The organism is Pseudoalteromonas sp. P1-7a, from assembly GCF_001401855.1.
GTDB lineage: Bacteria > Pseudomonadota > Gammaproteobacteria > Enterobacterales > Alteromonadaceae > Pseudoalteromonas.
Window position 1 is genome coordinate 178,210 of record NZ_LKDU01000003.1, and the last position, 19,099, is coordinate 197,308.

Sequence of the window (19,099 nt, forward strand, 5' to 3'; positions counted from 1 at the left end):
AGTTTGCTAGTGTTATTTTACTAACAATAAAAAATAACTAACTTATGCAACTTAAAAAACTTTTCAACCCACTATTGCTTGCTGGTTTATTTGCAAGCTGCACTAGCATCGCTCAAACGCAGGTTATTTATAACGCTAATGGCTATACGCCTTTGTATCAAGGCGGTATACACACATTTTCCACTTTAGTAATTAAAAACGGCAAAGTCGTAAAAACTGGGGATGATACGCTTAAAAACACCTTTCCAGATGCCACACTCATTGATGCCAAAGGCAATACGTTGCTGCCAGGGCTAATTGACGCCCACGGCCATGTGATCGGTCTTGGCGACAACCTATCGCAACTTGATGTGCGTGGTGCTAAGTCGGTTGAGGAAATAACCGCAAAGTTAGAACAATTTGCGAAAAATAAACAAGGCTGGCTATTAGGCCGAGGCTGGAACCAAGAGCTGTGGAGCAACACGCGCTTTCCTACCGCTAAAGACTTAGATAAGGTCGTTAATGACCGCCCAGTGGTGCTTTCGCGCGTTGACAGCCATGCAATTTGGGTTAATAGCAAAGCCTTAGAGCTGGCCGGTATTACCGCAGCCACTCAAGCGCCTGATGGCGGCGAAATCATTAAAGATGGATTTGGTAATCCAACCGGTATTTTTATAGATAAAGCAGAATCGCTAATTACCCAGCATATGAGCGCCCCTTCAAAACAAGCTATAAGCGACTCGTTAGATGCCGCAGGCGCCCATTTACTTAGCTTAGGTATTACCTCTACTCACGATGCCGGTATTGATAAAACCACCTGGGAAGTTTATAAAGCGCGCAGCGAGCAAGGTGATTTACCACTAAGAATTGTCGCGATGCTCAGTGCTGCCAGCCCCGATTTAGAGTACATGCTTAAAGCGGGACGCTACCAAGACGCTGAGTCGTTTATGTCTATTCGCAGTGTAAAAGTGTATGCCGATGGCGCATTAGGCTCGCGCGGGGCTGCACTAATTGATGACTACGCAGATAGAAAAAACCACCACGGCCTGATGCTAGAAACCCAAGCCAAGTTGGAAGAATTATTTACTTTAAGTTTTAAAAATGGTTTTAGCGCGAATACCCATGCAATTGGTGATAAAGCCAATAAAGTGGTGCTGGATGCCTATCAAAATGTGTTTAAGCAAACGGGCGGTATGTTACTGCGAAACCGTATTGAACACGCACAAATTGTCACCCCTGATGACATACCACGTTTTAAAGCACTAAAAATAATTCCATCTATGCAACCTGTGCATGCTACCTCCGATATGCATATGGCTGAGCAGCGCTTAACCGATGATCAGCTACAAGGTGCGTATGCATGGCAAACATTTTTAAAGCAAGGCTCTGTGATTGCTGCAGGCTCTGACTACCCTGTGGAACTAGCAAACCCCTTTGATGGTTTGTATTCTGCTATTACCCGTATGGATCATAATAAGTTGCCTGAAAACGGTTGGCGCGCCGCTGAAGTGCTTAGCCGCGAACAAGCCCTAAGAGCATTTACACTTGGCGGCGCGTATGCAGCGCACCAAGAGTTTAAAATAGGCAGCTTAGAAAACTCAAAGTGGGCAGACTTCATATTAGTAGACAAAGATTACTTTAAAGTTCCTGTCGATGAGATTTATAAAACGCAGGTTTTACAGACTTGGATTGCTGGAAAATTACGCTTTAAAAAAGAATAGCTTACAAAGTAGGCGCTTTTTAAAAATAAATGAATTTATTATGAATATTTACTAAAGTAATTAAAAAGTATGTCGATAACTGGGGGAATTTAAAAACCTCTTATGTTTCAGGAAGAAAACATGTTATCTAAAAAAATATCCCTTACTTTATCGACTCTTTTTACTTTATCACTTTGTGCATGCTCTACTCACCCAGTTTACAATGGCCACGCACCTCATAATAATATTGGCCACCATAACGCACACAGCCGCTATTCAGACGTTCATCAACCACGTGTAAATAACTGGCAGTTTCCTGAAAACAACTACCGCCCTATTAACAGCAGCAAATTACTAAGTAACTACACAGAACAATTGGCAATGAAGCTAATTGAAAATATGAACTACATCAACAGTGGTACCCCTGTTGCAATTACATCTTTTGTGAATTTAGATGACAATTTACAAACCACTAATATATTTGGTAATCATCTAGCTGAAAGCTTTATTACTGAAATGCAGGAGTTTGGTTTGTCTGTGGTTGATTACAAGCACACCGGCGCGGTGCATGTAACCCCATTAGGTGACTTCTCGTTTAGTCGCAACGGTAAAGAAATTAAAGGCTACCCAAATATCGAATACACTTTAACAGGCACTTTAACTTACACTAATCGCGGTGTAATTGTTAATGCTCGTATTATTGGCGCTAAATCTAAAGTGGTGGTTTCATCTGCGAAAGGCTTTATTCCAAGTTTTATCGTTGAGTCACTCTACCCAACACGCAGAACTGATGGTCTTTTATTAGACGCAGTGCTTTAAAATAAAAAAGGGTTAACTTAAACGTTAACCCTTTTTTGAATTTTTAACTTTTGGCTTCTTTTACTTTCGGCTCTCGGTACAATTTTATTAGGTGATACACATTGACCACTGCTAATAAGCCATTGGTAAGCGCTACAGGCACCGCGCCAATAGCTACACCATATACCGTAAATACGATACAGCCAAACATATTATACCAACGCAGCTTGACTACATCGGTCATGGTTAACGATGCAACCAATAAAGCTGATGCAATATAACCTAAATATTCCCAACTCAATTGTTCTCTCCTACCCTTTAGGTTAGCATTACACTAATGCTAACTTGTGGCACTTCTCAGTGTTGCAACGTTTAATACCAATGCGCAATAATACTCAATCATTTTGCGGGGCTAAACGTGTCGCTACCTGCGTTAAAAAATTCTCATTTAGAGCAACTAAATAGCGAATTTTTTGCCTAGCTAGACTACGTTCTCCCAACCTCAAAATAGATCACATAATTAAGCGCATTGGTATAAAATAAAAAAACTAACTTGCTTAAAAACCTTAAAAAGTATATTGGTTGTAGCCAATAGCTTCCTAAATCATTACACGGGAAATGAAGGTATTACGTACTTAGCAAGGCTAAATACAGTAGCAAGTTAGCGTAAATTCTTAGAGCCTTAATAATATCGTCATTAAGGTGTAATAAATAGGACAATTGTCCGAAGAGCATATTGATGTTTCAATACCATTTTTCTAGTTATCTTGTTGAACAACTACTCACTTTTGCAGGGAGTAGTTACCAACAATCAAAAAAAGAAGTGCTGATCCACCAAGATCAACCACTAAGTAAGCTTGTGTTGGTGCGCAGCGGAACTATTTCATTTAGTTATGATGTAGGTAACGGACGCCGCCTATTATTAGGCCAATTAGATTGCAATAATACGCTAATTGGTGAAATAGAAGCGCTTAACAATAATCCCTGTATTTATACAGTGACCTGTTTTAGTGATGTAACTTATAACTTGATAGAGCTTCGTCACTGGCGAGCTTTACTACTCGAAAAGCCAGAGCTTAGCTTGTATACAGCGCAGACTATTGCAGCAAAGTTCCAAGAAAACCAAAAAGTTAATTTAGATAAGCTACTACTACCTTTAAGCTACAACATTGCTAAAGACTGCTTATTACGAGCTGAGAACAATAATCCTACGCTATTGCGCGCATACCCAACCGTTAACGCCGAGGCTGAGCGCTTTGCAACCACTGAGCGAGCTTATCGCCGCGTAGTGACTGAACTGGTCGAAAAAGGCTTAGTACAACGCAGCTCTCACGGGTTAAAAGCGGTCGATACGCAAAGCTTGAGTGATTATGTAGACAGTTTTGCGCAGCTGTAAAACACGCAACCTTTTAAAAATCAATCAGAAAAAAAGGCCCTAAGGGCCTTTTTGTAATATTAATTAGTTAAGCGTTAACTCTGGCCGAAAATACTTACATCAGTGTAGTTTAATTCGCCACTTAGCCCTGTCGCGATTACTTATCTAATAAAATATCTTGGATGTTTACTAAATCAGATTTACCTTCAATGATTTCATCTGGCGTTAAACCCGATAACTCATGCGGGAACACTAACCACTCTTCTGATTCATGAATAAAGTAATCTGGCACCATGTCTACTTTTGAGTTTTTTGGCTTATAGTAAGGGCATGCTACGCGAATATCACGAGGTAGATTTAAACGCATAAGTTCAGAAAGCTTTTCTTTTAATGCAAAAATACTGCGCCCAGAATCAAACACATCATCAACAATAAGCAGTGAGTCACCTGCATTTGCGTTTTCTACAATGTAATGTAAACCGTGTACTTTTATTTCTTTAGATTGCTTGCCAATACCGTAATAAGACGACGTACGCACCGCAATGTGGTCCGTCTCAATGCCTTTATAATCGTAGTATTCTTGCACAGCAATACCAATAGGTGCACCACCTCGCCAAATACCAATAATAAAGTCTGGACGAAAGCCATCTTTATAAACTTGTGCCGCTACGCGGAATGAATCTTCAAGTAGCTGTTGAGCTGTGATGTAGCACTTATCTGACATAGTTTAGAACCCCAGTGGTGAGTATAACATTTGAGTGTAGGCGCTTTAGCCAATAATTAAACACCCAAACAGGTATTGGCGAAGGATTTTACCGTAAATAAAAATAAATTGCTTGCCTGCAAATAGCAAAATAGGCACCAATGGGTGCCTATTTTATGTATTAAACGCTTAGTTACGTACTATTAAGCTTTTTCTAACAATGTACGAGCTACTGTACGCATTCCTTGCGTTGTTGCACCGGCTGCCCATTGACTAGTGCTACCCATATTAAATGCAGCAGCTAAATCTATGTGTACCCAACCTTTACCATCGTTTGGTACAAAGCGAGATAAAAAGCCTGCAGCATTTGAAGCGCCGCCGTAACCACCGCCTTTTTGAGCGCGGCTATTTGCCGTATCAGCGTATGGTGATGGGCAGTTTTGCTGGTGCCATTTTTCAAGAGGTAGAGGCCATGCGGCTTCCATTTCTTGCGAGGCAAAGTCTTCTACTTCGCGAACCAGCTCTTTATCAAGGGCAAATAAAGCATTGTACTCCTGACCTACAGCCACTAATGCAGCACCGGTTAGTGTTGCCGCATCAATAATTAGCTCTGCGCCAGTTTCGCCCGCAGCCATGAGGCCATCGGCAAGTACTAAGCGCCCTTCAGCATCGGTGTTAACAATTTCTACCGTAGTACCATTTTTATAGGTTAAAATATCACCTAGTTTGTAAGCATGGCCCGAAATTAAGTTCTCAGCACAGCATAAAAACAGCTTAATACGTTTTTCTATGCCGCGGTTAATGGCAAGCGCTAAACCCGCTGTTACGGTTGCCGCGCCGCCCATGTCGCACTTCATGCCTAGCATACCTTCGCTCGATTTAATTGAGTAACCGCCAGAGTCAAACGTGATACCTTTACCTACAAGCGCGGCACTTACCGGCGCGTTTTCATCGCCTGTTGGGTTGTAATCAAGCTCAAGTAAAACGGGTGGACGCTCAGAACCACGGCCTACTGCATGAATACCAATCCATTGCTGCTCTAATAACGCATCACCTTTAATAATTTGGTAACTTACGTGCTCAGGCGCTAACGATTGTATAAATTCTGCGGCTTTTTCGGCAAGGCTCTCAGGGTAAATGTCATCGGCAGTACCGTTAACCATTTCTCTTGCCCACGTAGCTGAGGCTTTTAAATGCGCAAGCTCGTTTAGATCTGATTGTGCGTTATCAACAAACTTAACCCCGTCTAGTGATTTAGGTGTTACAAAGCCTTGATAAAAAGCCCATTGGCTTTCAGTGCACCAAGTATCGCCCGCAAGCTCAACCTGTTTAACACCTTGATTTGCGATTGTCCGCGCTGCTTTTTGAACATTTTTTAATGTTTCTTGTTCAGATAAATGAACCGTGGCACCTTGCTCATTAAAAGATAATGTCGCGTTTTCGCCCCAATGGCTTGGTGCTGCTTGTTCGCTCAGTTGAACAACAAATTTTTCACTCATGTTAGAATACCCTTACACTTAAATGTGCCACCGAGTTTACTATAGTGAGTACAAGTTCCCAACAGCTTGAGATAAATAACATAAACCAGCGTGCTAGCCGCGTTTAGCATTGGAATTTAAATGAAATACACCCCCGTTTTACAGCCCGCCACGTTATTAAAACGCTATAAACGCTTTTTAGCCGACCTAGCACTTAACGATGGAACTGAATTTACCGCCCACTGCGCCAACACCGGTAAAATGACAGGTTGCGCAGAGCCTGGCTTTAATGCGTTTTATTCAACCAGCGATAACAGTAAACGAAAATACCCGCATTCATTAGAGCTTACTCAAAACATCCTCTCACAGTTAATATGTGTTAATACCGCCGTGGCAAATAAAGTGGTTGAAGAGGCTATCAACAACCAAGTTATTACAGAGCTTAACGGCTATGAGCAGCTACAAAGTGAAGTAAAATACGGCAGCGAAAATAGCCGTATCGACTTTTTACTTACCAGTGACAATAAACCCGCTTGCTATGTAGAGGTAAAGTCAGTCACTTTGCTAAGCGAAACCGATCCCCACAGTGGACAAGGCTACTTCCCCGATGCACAAACCGTGCGTGGGCAAAAGCACATTCGCGAATTAATAGAAATGATCGAACAAGGCCACCGAGCAGTATTATTGTTCGCTGTTTTACACCAAGGTATCAATACCGTGAGTGCCGCAAGCCATATAGATAAAAAATACAGCGATTTACTAAACCAGGCGATTAAAAAAGGCGTGGAAGTATACGCTTACAAGGCATCTATTTCGCCAAGTGAAGTAACGCTCAGTGAGAAAGTGGCCTTTAAATAAAAAATTAACTTGCTTTTAAACTTTATGCCCATATAACTAGGCAAGTTTAAATACCGAAATAACGATTAATAAAGCATCAAAATTAAAATATGAGCCTTTTTAGTCAACACACTGGTTGAAGCTAATTCGATTAATTAAAAAATAAATTTGCCTAGGGTATAAGATTCTGCTATTTATACCGCCGGCTAATGCTGAGGCATTAAATTAAGGATTTAGGAGAGAGTTATGCCAGACCAACAAAGACATGGTTTATTGGCTCAAGCCGGTTTAGAACCATACCAAGAAAAGCCGGGCGAAGAGTATATGAATGAAGCACAACGTGCTCATTTTAAAGCGATTTTAGAAGCGTGGCGTAACGACTTACGTAATGAAGTTGACCGCACAAAATCGCATATGCAAGACGAAGCTGCCAACTTTCCTGATCCAGTTGACCGCGCTGCGCAAGAAGAAGAGTTCTCTTTAGAACTTCGTACTCGCGACCGCGAACGTAAACTGATCAAAAAAATTGAAAAAACAATTATCTTAATTAAAGAAGATGATTTTGGCTTTTGTGAGTCATGCGGAATCGAGATTGGTATTCGTCGTTTAGAGGCGCGCCCAACTGCAGATTTATGCGTAGACTGTAAAACCCTTGCAGAAATAAAAGAAAAACAAGCTGGACGCGGTTAATTAAAATTAGTTAACTATGTCTCCTACAGCCGTTACCACGCCAAAGCGTGACTATCGCGGTCGATTTGCACCGTCTCCTTCTGGGCCACTTCATTTTGGCTCACTTGTGGCGGCTGTGGGCAGCTACCTTGATGCTAAAGTAAATCAGGGTAAATGGTTAGTCCGCATTGAAGATATAGACACCACTCGTGTGGTAAAAAATGCCGACGCCGATATTCTAAATACCTTACAAGCCTACGGCCTATATTGGGACGAAACCGTTGTTTATCAAACACAGCGACTATCCCTTTATCAAGAGATAACAAACTCACTGATACAACAACACTGTGTATATGGTTGTCGCTGCTCTCGCAAACAAATAAAAGCTATAGGCGGCATTTACCAAGGTCACTGCAAAGCGCTTAACTTATCAACAGAGCAAGGCGCTCTTCGCCTAAGACAACAGCATCCAACATGCCATTTTAATGATTTAATTCAAGGAAGCATTACTGTTAATAGTGCCTTAGCCCATGAAGATTACATAATAAAGCGCAGTGACGGTTTATTTGCTTATCAGCTAGTGGTGGTTATTGATGACATTGAGCAAGGTATTAACCGTGCAGTGCGTGGCGCCGATTTAATCGAGCCCACAGCACGGCAAATCAGTTTATTTAAACAGCTTAATGCACCCATTCCCCAATACGCGCATTTACCCCTTGCGGTAGCCGAGCCTGGCTTTAAACTCTCTAAACAAAATTACGCGCCCGCTATTAGCACAGACAACCCAAAGCCTGCGCTGATTGATGCATTTGAATTTTTAAATTTACCTGTGCATAGCCAATTGCACGATTTGTCTGTAGAGCAATTAATTGCATGGGCTATTAACGAATTTAGCTTAACTGCAGTGCCCAACATACCCGAAATTCAAATTTCGCAAGGTCAGCACCCAAACAGCACTAAATTTACGCATTTAAGCAAATAAAAATCTTAAAAACGGCTTAATTTCAGTCCATCAACTTAATTTTTATACCGCGCTGGTATATGATAGCCGCCTAAATAGAGGCTATTTACAATACATTTAAAGCACCGCACTATAATACCTAATTTAGGTGCTTTTTTATTGCGATGACCAGCCAATCATCATTTCTGTAGGAGACAGATTATTATTTCCAAGCTTTTTCAATTTTGCAGGCAAATAATCGGCCCAAATGCCGATGTGCAAAGCACTCAAACAAGTGATGAACCGGTTGTTATAACACGCGGTGAACATGGTATTTCACGTAAACAATTTAGCCCAAATGCAATCAAAGTACTTTACCGTTTAAAAGACGGTGGTTACGACGCTTACCTTGTAGGTGGTTGTATTCGCGATATATTGTTAGGTCAACAACCTAAAGACTTTGACGTAGTAACCAATGCCACCCCTGAGCAGGTTAAAAAACTATTTAGAAACTGTCGCCTTATTGGCCGCCGCTTTCGCTTAGCACATATTGTTTTTGGTCGCGAAATTATAGAAGTAGCTACCATGCGTGGGCACCACGAAGCGCAAGAAGCCAAAAACCAAATTAGCCAATCAAGCGAACATGGACAGTTATTGCGTGATAACGTATTTGGTAGCATTGAAGAAGACGCCGAGCGCCGTGATTTTTCTATTAACGCACTGTACTACTCGATTAACGATTTTTGTATATACGATTACGCCAATGGCTTAGCGGCCATTCAAGCAAAACAAATTGAGTTAATTGGCGATCCCGAAACACGCTACCGCGAAGACCCTGTTCGTATGCTGCGTGCGGTACGCTTTGCAACCAAGCTTGATATGAGCATAGCGCCAAAAAGCGAAAAGCCAATTACCGCGCTTGCCAGCCTACTTGATAATATTCCGCCAGCGCGTTTATTCGAAGAAGTTTTAAAGCTGTTTTTAAACGGTAAAGCCGAAGCTAACTATTTAATGCTACGCCAATACGGCTTGTTTAAGTCGTTATTTCCAGTGCTTGATAAAATTTTAGATAAAAACCCCGACGGTTTAGAAGCCGCGTTTATTCAACAAATGTTTCAAAACACTGATAAACGTATTAATGCTGATAAAAAAGTCACCCCTGCGTTTATATTTGCTGCTTTACTGTGGTTTCCGCTGCTTGAGCGCACAACTAAAATTAAACAACAAGAACAGCTGTCTTACTTTGACGCCTTTGCGCAAGCCATGAATAAAGTACTGAGCGAAAATGCCCAGCATATCGCAGTACCAAAACGCTTTACATTAGGCGCTCGCGACATTTGGCATATACAGCAACGTCTAGATAAACGTGCCGGCCAACGTGCTTACAGACTTACCCAGCAACCACGCTTTAAAGCCGCTTACGACTTTTTATTATTACGCGTTGATGCCGGTGAGCAACAACATAGTGAGCTTGCCCAGTGGTGGACCCAGTACTTAAGCCAAGATATAAACGGCCAAAAAGACATGGTCAAGAATCTAGGTCATCAAGGTGGGCCAAAACCACGTAAGCGCTCACGCCGCCGCACCACTAAAAAGCCGTCTGAGTAATTGTATGCAGTGTGTATATTTGGGTTTAGGTGCCAACCTAAACTCACCCAAAGAGCAGCTTGATAACGCCATTTGTGCGCTTAAAAAGCTGCCTCATTGTGAATTTGTAAGTGTATCGCATTACTACGCGAGCAAACCCATGGGGCCACAAGACCAACCCGATTATGTAAATGCCGTAGCGTGTATTAAAACCGCGCTTGAACCAGAGCAATTACTTGATTTAACACAAGCCATAGAGCTTGAACATGGGCGAGTAAGAAAAGCCGAACGTTGGGGGCCACGTACGCTTGATATAGATACCTTATTGTTTGGGCAGCAAATTATTAGTACCCCACGCTTAACGGTGCCTCATTATGGCCTGTGCGAACGTGAGTTTGTAGTTTACCCTTTACTAGAACTTGCCCCAGAACTGATTTTACCTAGCGGCATTGCATTAAAAACTATTGCACAAGATTTACCGCTCAACGACTTACAACAATTACCTCTGTAATTAACCAAGGCTTATGCCTGCGAGGATATTATGTCTAAAATAACCGTTTCTACTTTAAATAAAATGAAAGCAGAAAATAACAAAATCACCGCATTAACCGCATACGATGCTAGTTTTGCTAAGTTATTTCATGATAACGGTGTGGACGTTATTTTAGTTGGCGACTCTTTGGGCATGGTGCTGCAAGGTGGCGACGATACCCTTGGCGTAACCAATCAAGATATAGCCTATCATACCCGTTGCGTACGCGGTGGCAGCCGTGAGCTTTTTGTTATAGCCGATATGCCCTTTATGAGCTATTCAAGCGTTAGCGACACTTGTAAAAATGCAGCAGAGTTAATGCGTGCAGGCGCTAATATGGTAAAACTTGAAGGCGGTGAATGGCTTTACGACAGTATTAAAAGTTTAACGCAGCAAGGTATTCCTGTTTGTGGTCATTTAGGATTAACGCCGCAATCAGTGCACGTATTTGGTGGCTTTAAAATTCAAGGCCGTGAAGACGACAAAGCGCAAAAAATGATTGATGATGCAAAAGCCCTAGAAGCGGCAGGCGCCCAATTATTAGTGCTTGAGTGTATCCCAAGTGCGCTTGCTAAACGTATTACCGATGCCGTCACTATCCCTACTATCGGTATTGGCGCAGGTAATGTAACGGATGGCCAAATACTGGTAATGCACGACTTAGTAGGTATTTCGGCAGGATACATTCCTAAATTTTCTAAAAACTTTTTACTCGAAACCGGCAACATGCCAGATGCAGTTAAAAAATATTGTACAGACGTTAAAAGTGGCGCATTTCCAAGCGCCGAACATGAGTTTAAATAATGCAGTCAATTACTGAAATTAAATCATTACGTAGTCAAATTAAAGCGTGGCGCCAAGCAGGCTTAAGCGTGGCTTTAGTGCCAACCATGGGCAATTTACATCAGGGTCATTTTTCGTTAGTTGAAAAGGCAAAAACAATGGCCGACAAGGTGGTTGTGAGCATTTTTGTTAACCCAATGCAATTTGGTGCCAACGAAGATTTAGATAGCTACCCGCGTACGCTAAACGAAGACAAACAAGGCTTAGCCGACTTAAGCACAGATATAGTGTTTACCCCAAGCGTAGACACCATTTACCCAAATGGGCTTGGTGAGCAGAGCTTTGTAGATGTACCGGGCGTATCTATGGGGTATTGCGGCGGCACGCGCCCAGGACACTTTAGAGGCGTTGCCACGGTAGTCACTAAGTTATTTAATTTAGTACAACCTGATTATGCCTGCTTTGGCGAAAAAGACTTTCAGCAGCTGCAAGTAATTAAAACCATGGTACGCGATTTATCTATTCCAGTTGAAATTGTCGGTGTACCGACCATGCGCGAAGTGTCTGGCTTAGCTATGAGCTCGCGAAATGGCTATTTATCTGCAGAGCAAAAAGCCACGGCTACCGCATTATTTAAAACACTAAACAGCTGCGCTGAGCAGATCAAAGCAGGCAATACCGATTACAAAGCACTTGAGCAAAGCGCACAGCTTAGTTTAGAGCAAGCCGGCTTAAAGCCTGATTATTTTGAGATAGCTCAACGAGATACATTAAAAGCTGCTACACTTGATGATACACAATTAGTTATTTTAGCTGCCGCCTTTTTAGGCAATGTTAGATTAATCGACAACTTACAAGTTGAGATTTAACAAAAGCGCAGTTCAACGTTAAGGATAAGCATGCAAACATTTATTAAAACGAGTGCCCTCGCCCTGTCATTTTCATTGTTAGCAGCTTGCCAAAATCAAGTGAAAAACCCTGAGTTAAACCAATGCGCACAACAAAACTATCAGTGCGAAAATAGTTGCGATCAGCAATCAATTGACAAAGGTTTAAAACAGCAAGTGTGCTCTGCTAAATGTGTAGAAAGCTACAATCAGTGTAAAGAACAAGCTCAAAAGCTGACTGATTTATAATCGCTTTTTAATAAATTAGTCTTTTTACGCTTTAAAATTTTACACACAAAAAAACCGCTCATTGAGCGGTTTTTTTGTAGTTGGGTTTAAATTATAAACCTAACTTTTTAAGCTCTGCTTCTACTAACTTTGCAGAAAGCGGTACGTAACCATCTTTTTCAACGATTTTTTGACCGTCTTTAGAAAGTACCATTTTTAAGAACTCAGCTTCAATTGGTGAAAGCGGCTTATTAGGGTGTTTGTTCACGTAAACGTATAAGAAACGAGAAAGTGGGTATTTACCTTTAGCAACATTATCAAGCGTTGCATCTACGTAGTTAGTGCCTTTTTTAGATAAAGGAACCGTACGTACACCTGATGTTTTGTAACCAATGCCTGAGTAACCAATCGCGTTTAATGAAGATGAGATTGACTGTACAACAGAGGCAGAACCAGGTTGCTCATTTACGTTGTTACGGAAGTCACCTTTACACAGTGCTTTCTTTTTAAAGTAACCGTAAGTACCTGACACAGAGTTACGTCCGTATAATTGAATGTCTTTTGCAGCCCAGTCGCCCGTTAGGCCAACATCGCTCCAGCGGTTAACTTGCTCAGATGCACCACATTTACGTGTAGATGAAAAAATAGCATCTACTTGGTCAATGCGTAAGCCTTCGATTGGGTTATCTTTGTGTACAAAAACTGCTAAGGCATCAATTGCTACGCGTACTTCTGTAGGCTTATAACCGTAACGTTTTTCGAACGCTTCGATTTCTTTTGATTTCATTTTACGGCTCATTGGGCCCATGTTAGAGGTGCCTTCTGTAAGCGCTGGTGGCGCAGTAGACGAACCTGCCGCTTGAATTTGAATATTTACATTTGGGTAAATACGTTTGTACTCTTCAGCCCAAAAAGTCATCATGTTGGCTAAAGTATCAGAACCTACAGACGAAAAGTTACCTGAAACGCCGTTAATTTTTTGATATTCAGGCATTGCCTCGTCAAGAGCAACAGCCTGCGCAGATACTAATGTTGTAACAGCCACACCCATTGCGGCAACTAAGTTTTTAAATTTCATGCGGGGTTCTCCGATTTGTTCGTCCCATTTCCTAACTGTCATCTACTGTAAAGCGGGTAGATGACAGTTACATTACCCTTAAATGACACTTTTATGACTTTACTTTTTATTGTTTTTAGCTTGCCAACTTAACAAGCTTATCCTTTGAAAAAGCGAAAGAAAAACACGAACCTTTCCCAAGCTCACTGGTTATATTTAATTGACTATCATGACGTGTTAACACATGTTTTGTAATTGCTAAGCCTAAACCTGAACCGCCAGTTGTGCGGCTCCTTGCTTTATCTACGCGGTAAAAGCGCTCGGTTAGACGATTTATATGCTCTGGTGCAATGCCATCACCATTATCATTCACACTAAAGTGCGCATACCCTTCTTTGCGCTGCCAGGTGACAATAATTTTTCCGCCCGCTTTAGTGTAATGTATAGCGTTAAACACTAAATTAGAAAACGCACTGCGTAGTTCATCTTCTGCGCCTTTAATATCAAGCTGATTATCTATATTAAAAATAAGCTCATGGCCTTTATCTTGGTTTATGGATTGCGCTTCGGTTTTAATATAATTGAGCATTTGCGGTACATTAATGGCTTTATCGTTATCTTGTCTACGCGATCCTTCAATACGCGAAAGAGATAAAAGCTGATTGACTAAGCTATCCATACGCTTACATTGCTCAAGCATGGTATTTTGGGCTTTATTCCACATTGCAGGCGGTGGCATCATATCGCCATCCATCATTTCAAGATAGCCAGTAACGACCGTTAGCGGCGTACGCAGCTCATGCGATACGTTAGCAACAAAGTCTTTACGCATTTGCTCTAGCTGTTTTAGGCGTGTTACATCACGTACGACCACCATAAGCTGTGTGTTGGCATACGGCATTACCCTAAACTCAAGCACTTGATCAACAATATGCCCGTTATCAAGCTCAAGTGGCTCTTCAAATTCACCGCGCAACATGTACTTGGCAAATTTAGGTTCGCGTATTAGGTTATCAAGTCGCTGGCCATGATCGGTTGGCCATTGCAGCCCCAATACCTTAAGTGCAAGTTGGTTACACCACACAATGCTTAAATCACTTTGCAGCACCACTACGGCATCGGGTACAGCTTCAGCGCCATCGCGAAAGCGACGAATTAAATCAGCCAGTTCATTGCGCTTTTTACGATTACGATGCTGTAAATGATAAATGCCTTCAAATACTTGTTCCCACGCACCTTCGCCCTCTGGCGGGTTAAAGCTACGTTGATTTAAAAGCCAATCACTTAAGCGATAAAGTTGATGATAATGCCAAACTAAAAGAGAAGATGTGCCTAAAAATAAAAGCAAAAATGGTGCACCTACAAGCACACCAATAAGTAATAGGGGTAAAAAATAGATAAACAGACGTTTTATTAACGCCTGTTTATTAATAACTCGATACATACACTCACTTTACCTTTGAGTAGTAATTTATGCGCACTCTCGCTCTAGCTGCGCTACCTTATAATTTACTAGAAAAACGATAACCAGCTCCGCGTACTGTTTGTACTAAGCGATCGTGCCCCAACGGTGCAATCGCCTTGCGTAAGCGGCGTATATGCACATCAACTGTGCGATCTTCTACGTACACATTTGTTCCCCACACATGATCTAGCAGCTGCTCGCGACTATAAACACGCTCTGGGTGAGTCATAAAAAAGTGTAATAATCTAAATTCGGTCGGCCCCATATCAAGCTCGCTTCCCTCTGAGGTAACGCGATGCGATATTGGGTCTAAACGCAAGCCATGTACTTCAATGGCTTCTTCTAATGAGGTAGGTGATACGCGGCGAATAACCGCTTTAATACGTGCCATCAGCTCTTTAGGAGAAAAAGGTTTAGTGACATAGTCATCTGCACCCACTTCTAGTCCGCGTACTTTGTCTTCTTCTTCGCCGCGGGCTGTAAGCATAATAATTGGTATTTGGCGTGTATATTCACTTTGCTTAAATTGCTTTGCTATTTGAATACCGCTACCACCGGGTAACATCCAATCGAGTAAAACCATATCTGGGTAGGGTTCAACCATAGCTGCAATCGCAGAATCGTAATCTTCTGCTTCAATTGCTTGAAATCCATTTTGCTCTAAAACAAAAACTAACATCTCTCTGATAGGAGCTTCATCATCTACGACTAGTACTTTACGTGACATTCCAAATTATCTCTTACGCTATCGAATTAGTTTTCATTATTATGACTAAGTATGACATTTTTATGAAAGTGTAACGTGTAAATTAAAAACCTGGTAAAAAAAACACAAAATACTGACAGAAAAGTCGCATTAACATCATATTTTTAAAACTATTTTGCAAATTACGGTTAATCAAAACATATTTATAAAAAGTGACCGTTTTATTACTGGGTAGATAATAATGGCGGGATCATTACTTTACTAACATAGCAGCAAAACCACATACGAAACTGAGTTTACACGAGGGCCTGTTGACCTTTCAGGATTATAATTTGTTTAATCTAGGGGCTATTTAATCGTGGCGCGAGGTTTGTAACCTAGTGGGCTAAGTAAAAACCTAGTAACAAAGAGTAAATTTTCCCTAGGCAGAACCCTTCGGGCAGCGCCTGTTTGGCATTTATACGACGTTAGCGCCTATTTATGGGAAATAACCACACTACACAGGCTCTTCCTTGCCTAAATACCAAACAGACTGCTGCAAATTTAACCTCGAAAGATAAACAGGCCCTAAGACACATCATTGCGTGGTTAAAAATAGATCTGTTTTTTACTAAGTAGCCTAAAAAAGATCAGGTTTTTACTAAGCCGATCGGATTTGGGATCACGGTTATACTTAGTCAAATAACTAACTACCTGATCTATTGTATAAATAAAATACGATCTGATTAACTGAGCGCCAAAGTTAGCGTAAATCTATGCACTAGTTAGTAAATGAATGATCCAAAAACTGCGTGGTTAGTAAAACCGTGATCCCATTTTACTGTGTGGGTATAACAGTGATCCCGTGCTTTATGGTATAAAAAAACCAGCTAGATCACGCCAGCTGGTTTTTATTGCATTATGACTTAGTCAAAGATCGTTATCTAATTTTTGGGTCTAGCTCACCGCTTAAGTATTTAAGGTGCATGTCGTCCAGTGAAATTGGCTTAATTTTACTCGCTTGCCCAGCAGTACCAAATGAATTGTAACGTGCTACACAAATCTCCGTCATCGCCTTGGTTGCTTCAGCTAGGTACTTACGCGGATCGAAGTTAGAAGGATTAAGCGCTAAATGACGACGAATAGCACCGGTAGAGGCTAAACGTAAGTCAGTATCAATATTCACTTTACGTACACCGTATTTGATCCCTTCTACAATTTGCTCAACTGGCACACCGTAAGTTTCAGGAATTTCGCCACCGTATTGATTTATGATCTCTAACCACTCTTGTGGTACCGACGACGATCCGTGCATTACTAAGTGCGTGTTAGGGATACGTGCGTGAATTTCTTTAATACGATCAATTGCTAAAATGTCATCTGTTGGCGGGCGCGTAAATTTATAAGCGCCATGCGATGTACCACACGCAATAGCCAGCGCATCAACATGGGTTTTATTTACAAAGTCAGCAGCTTCTTCTGGATCGGTAAGCATTTGGTCAGTAGTTAGTTTACCTTCTGCGCCTACACCATCTTCTTCGCCCGCTTCTCCGGTTTCAAGTGAGCCAAGTACACCTAACTCGCCTTCAACCGATACACCACAGGCATGCGCCATAGCTACGGTTTCGCGTGTTACATCTACATTGTATTCATAGCTTGATGGGGTTTTTCCGTCTGTCATTAGTGAGCCATCCATCATAACTGATGAAAAGCCAAGTTGAATTGAGCGTTGGCAAACACCTGGCGAGGTGCCGTGATCTTGATGCATTACGACTGGAATATGCGGCCATTCTTCAACGGCTGCTAAAATCATGTGACGGATAAATGGAGCACCAGCGTAAGCACGTGCGCCTGCTGATCCTTGAACAATTACTGGGCTGTTTGTTTTGTCAGCCGCTTCCATTATTGCGCGCATTTGCTCTTGGTTATTCACGTTAAAGGCTGGAACGCCGTAACCGTGTTCAGCTGCATGATCTAAAAGTTGTCGCATACTGATTAAAGCCATTGGGTATTCTCCAATTTATCGACAGCAGTCTCCTGCCATCTAGTTTGAACGGATGTGTTAATTCGACGCAATCACTGCGTCACGAACCATCGCAACTAAAACTGCAAAGTTTCGTCTTAATTAACTATTAAATAAGGGTGAGAGGTATTTAATAATTAATCGTTGGTGAGGGTTTCCCCTCACCTAATGCGGCTAAATAATTAATTATTTATTTAGCGCGCGACTCTAGCATTTCTACTGCTGGAAGTTTTTTGCCTTCTAAAAACTCTAAGAACGCACCACCACCGGTAGAAATGTAAGATACTTTATCGGCAATGCCGTATTTATCAATAGCAGCTAAAGTGTCACCACCGCCTGCAATCGAAAACGCATTAGAATTAGCAATGGCTTGTGCAATAGCACGTGTGCCATTACCAAACTGATCAAACTCAAATACGCCAACTGGGCCATTCCAAACTACAGTGCCGGCGTTTGCTATAATTTTAGCTAGCTGGTTAGCTGTGTCTGGGCCAATATCAAAAATCATGTCTTCGCTGGTTACTTCGCTTACATCTTTAAGCGTAGCAACTGCAGAGTCTGAAAATTCATTACCTACTACAACATCAGTCGGTACCGGAATTTCGCCATCGTTTGCTTTAGCTGCTGCACACAAGCGGTTTGCTTCATCCATTAAATCAGCTTCATAAAGTGATTTACCAACCGGGTGACCCGCAGCTGCAATAAAGGTATTAGCAATGCCGCCACCAGTTACAAGCTGATCAACAATTGTAGAAAGCGATTCTAAAACGGTTAATTTAGTTGATACTTTAGAGCCACCAACAATAGCAACTAATGGGCGAGCTGGGTTATCTAGTGCTTTGCCTAGTGCTTCAAGTTCTGCTGATAACAACGGACCAGCACAGGCTACATCGGCAAATAAGCCAACGCCATGCGTAGAGGCCTGCGCACGGTGAGCGGTACCAAATGCATCCATCACATACACATCACACAGTGCAGCAAGTTGTTTAGATAAGGCTTCGTCGTTTTTCTTCTCGCCTTTATTAAATCGTACGTTTTCAAATACAACCACTTCGTTATCGGCAACTTCAACACCGTTTAGGTAGTCTTTTTCAAGGCGTACATTTTGCTCAAGTGCATCGTTTAAGTAATCGGCTACAGGGGCAAGTGAAAATTCGTCATCGTACTCGCCTTCTGTTGGACGGCCAAGGTGCGACATAACCATTACTTTAGCGCCTTTTTCTAGGGCTAGCTTAATAGTAGGCAGTGCAGCACGAATACGCGCATCTGAGGTCACTTTACCTGCTTTAACTGGTACATTTAAATCTTCACGAATTAATACGCGCTTGCCGTTTAAATCTAAATCTGCCATTTTTATGACCGACATAACATCT

19 protein-coding genes are annotated in these 19,099 nt (G+C 41.7%); 11 read left to right on the top strand and 8 right to left on the bottom strand.

Annotation, left to right across the window (positions count from 1 at the left end; genetic code table 11):
- The first annotated feature begins 44 nt into the window (after window positions 1-44).
- Both AN389_RS04365 and AN389_RS04370 read left to right on the top strand, forming a co-directional pair.
- The gene (locus AN389_RS04365; protein WP_055019325.1) at window positions 45-1,700 is read left to right on the top strand and encodes an amidohydrolase; all 1,656 of its coding nucleotides are present in this window, start codon (window positions 45-47) and stop codon (window positions 1,698-1,700) included.
- Window positions 1,701-1,820: 120 nt separating this feature from the next.
- Complete coding sequence (locus tag AN389_RS04370; protein WP_055017313.1) at window positions 1,821-2,498, top strand: FlgO family outer membrane protein; 678 nt, start codon at window positions 1,821-1,823, stop codon at window positions 2,496-2,498.
- Window positions 2,499-2,541: 43 nt separating this feature from the next.
- On the opposite strand, the gene AN389_RS04375 is transcribed toward AN389_RS04370, so the two are convergent.
- Entirely contained in the window at window positions 2,542-2,778 is a 237-nt protein-coding gene (locus AN389_RS04375) for a YgjV family protein (protein ID WP_055017312.1), read from the bottom strand.
- A gap of 438 nt (window positions 2,779-3,216) precedes the next feature.
- On the opposite strand from AN389_RS04375, the gene AN389_RS04380 reads away from it, so the two are divergent.
- Window positions 3,217-3,873 (top strand): Crp/Fnr family transcriptional regulator, encoded by a 657-nt coding sequence (locus AN389_RS04380; protein ID WP_055015113.1) that lies wholly within the window; start codon window positions 3,217-3,219, stop codon window positions 3,871-3,873.
- 136 nt (window positions 3,874-4,009) lie between these two features.
- Here AN389_RS04380 and AN389_RS04385 read toward each other — a convergent pair whose 3' ends face one another.
- On the bottom strand, window positions 4,010-4,576 hold the full coding sequence (locus AN389_RS04385) for a phosphoribosyltransferase (protein ID WP_055015112.1): 567 nt from the start codon (window positions 4,574-4,576) through the stop codon (window positions 4,010-4,012).
- 182 nt (window positions 4,577-4,758) lie between these two features.
- Window positions 4,759-6,054, bottom strand: coding sequence for an aminopeptidase PepB (gene pepB, locus AN389_RS04390; RefSeq protein ID WP_055017311.1), 1,296 nt, complete (start codon window positions 6,052-6,054; stop codon window positions 4,759-4,761).
- A 120-nt stretch (window positions 6,055-6,174) separates the two neighbouring features.
- Here pepB and sfsA point away from each other — a divergent pair, with 120 nt between their 5' ends.
- The 8 genes from sfsA to AN389_RS04430 all read left to right on the top strand — a co-directional run bounded on the left by sfsA (window position 6,175) and on the right by AN389_RS04430 (window position 12,517).
- Entirely contained in the window at window positions 6,175-6,891 is a 717-nt protein-coding gene (gene sfsA / locus AN389_RS04395; RefSeq protein ID WP_055017310.1) for a DNA/RNA nuclease SfsA, read from the top strand.
- Between the two features lie 225 nt (window positions 6,892-7,116).
- Window positions 7,117-7,560, top strand: coding sequence for an RNA polymerase-binding protein DksA (dksA, locus tag AN389_RS04400; protein ID WP_004586092.1), 444 nt, complete (start codon window positions 7,117-7,119; stop codon window positions 7,558-7,560).
- 16 nt (window positions 7,561-7,576) lie between these two features.
- Window positions 7,577-8,521: a tRNA glutamyl-Q(34) synthetase GluQRS gene (gene gluQRS / locus AN389_RS04405; protein ID WP_055019326.1), complete on the top strand. Its 945-nt coding sequence runs from the start codon at window positions 7,577-7,579 to the stop codon at window positions 8,519-8,521.
- A 234-nt stretch (window positions 8,522-8,755) separates the two neighbouring features.
- Window positions 8,756-10,087 carry a polynucleotide adenylyltransferase PcnB gene (gene pcnB / locus AN389_RS04410; RefSeq protein ID WP_055015108.1) on the top strand — a complete coding sequence of 444 codons (1,332 nt, stop codon included), beginning with the start codon at window positions 8,756-8,758 and terminating at the stop codon, window positions 10,085-10,087.
- Between the two features lie 4 nt (window positions 10,088-10,091).
- Window positions 10,092-10,577, top strand: a complete 486-nt coding sequence (gene folK / locus AN389_RS04415) for a 2-amino-4-hydroxy-6-hydroxymethyldihydropteridine diphosphokinase (RefSeq protein ID WP_055015107.1) — start codon at window positions 10,092-10,094, stop codon at window positions 10,575-10,577.
- Window positions 10,578-10,607: 30 nt separating this feature from the next.
- Window positions 10,608-11,402 carry a 3-methyl-2-oxobutanoate hydroxymethyltransferase gene (panB, locus tag AN389_RS04420; RefSeq protein ID WP_055015106.1) on the top strand — a complete coding sequence of 265 codons (795 nt, stop codon included), beginning with the start codon at window positions 10,608-10,610 and terminating at the stop codon, window positions 11,400-11,402.
- Window positions 11,402-12,250: a pantoate--beta-alanine ligase gene (panC, locus tag AN389_RS04425; protein WP_055015105.1), complete on the top strand. Its 849-nt coding sequence runs from the start codon at window positions 11,402-11,404 to the stop codon at window positions 12,248-12,250. Before panB ends, panC begins: the two co-directional genes overlap by 1 nt.
- A gap of 30 nt (window positions 12,251-12,280) precedes the next feature.
- Window positions 12,281-12,517: a hypothetical protein gene (locus AN389_RS04430; RefSeq protein WP_055015104.1), complete on the top strand. Its 237-nt coding sequence runs from the start codon at window positions 12,281-12,283 to the stop codon at window positions 12,515-12,517.
- Between the two features lie 91 nt (window positions 12,518-12,608).
- Here AN389_RS04430 and AN389_RS04435 read toward each other — a convergent pair whose 3' ends face one another.
- From AN389_RS04435 to AN389_RS04455, 5 genes are all read right to left on the bottom strand, one after another.
- Window positions 12,609-13,574: a PstS family phosphate ABC transporter substrate-binding protein gene (locus AN389_RS04435; protein WP_055015103.1), complete on the bottom strand. Its 966-nt coding sequence runs from the start codon at window positions 13,572-13,574 to the stop codon at window positions 12,609-12,611.
- A 115-nt stretch (window positions 13,575-13,689) separates the two neighbouring features.
- Window positions 13,690-14,997: a phosphate regulon sensor histidine kinase PhoR gene (gene phoR / locus AN389_RS04440; RefSeq protein WP_055015102.1), complete on the bottom strand. Its 1,308-nt coding sequence runs from the start codon at window positions 14,995-14,997 to the stop codon at window positions 13,690-13,692.
- A 58-nt stretch (window positions 14,998-15,055) separates the two neighbouring features.
- Window positions 15,056-15,745 carry a phosphate regulon transcriptional regulator PhoB gene (gene phoB, locus AN389_RS04445; RefSeq protein ID WP_004586083.1) on the bottom strand — a complete coding sequence of 230 codons (690 nt, stop codon included), beginning with the start codon at window positions 15,743-15,745 and terminating at the stop codon, window positions 15,056-15,058.
- 898 nt (window positions 15,746-16,643) lie between these two features.
- Window positions 16,644-17,708 (bottom strand): class II fructose-bisphosphate aldolase, encoded by a 1,065-nt coding sequence (gene fba / locus AN389_RS04450; protein WP_055015101.1) that lies wholly within the window; start codon window positions 17,706-17,708, stop codon window positions 16,644-16,646.
- A gap of 208 nt (window positions 17,709-17,916) precedes the next feature.
- A complete protein-coding gene (locus AN389_RS04455; protein ID WP_055019327.1) occupies window positions 17,917-19,092 on the bottom strand; it encodes a phosphoglycerate kinase in 1,176 nt (391 codons plus the stop codon).
- Window positions 19,093-19,099 lie beyond the last annotated feature (7 nt).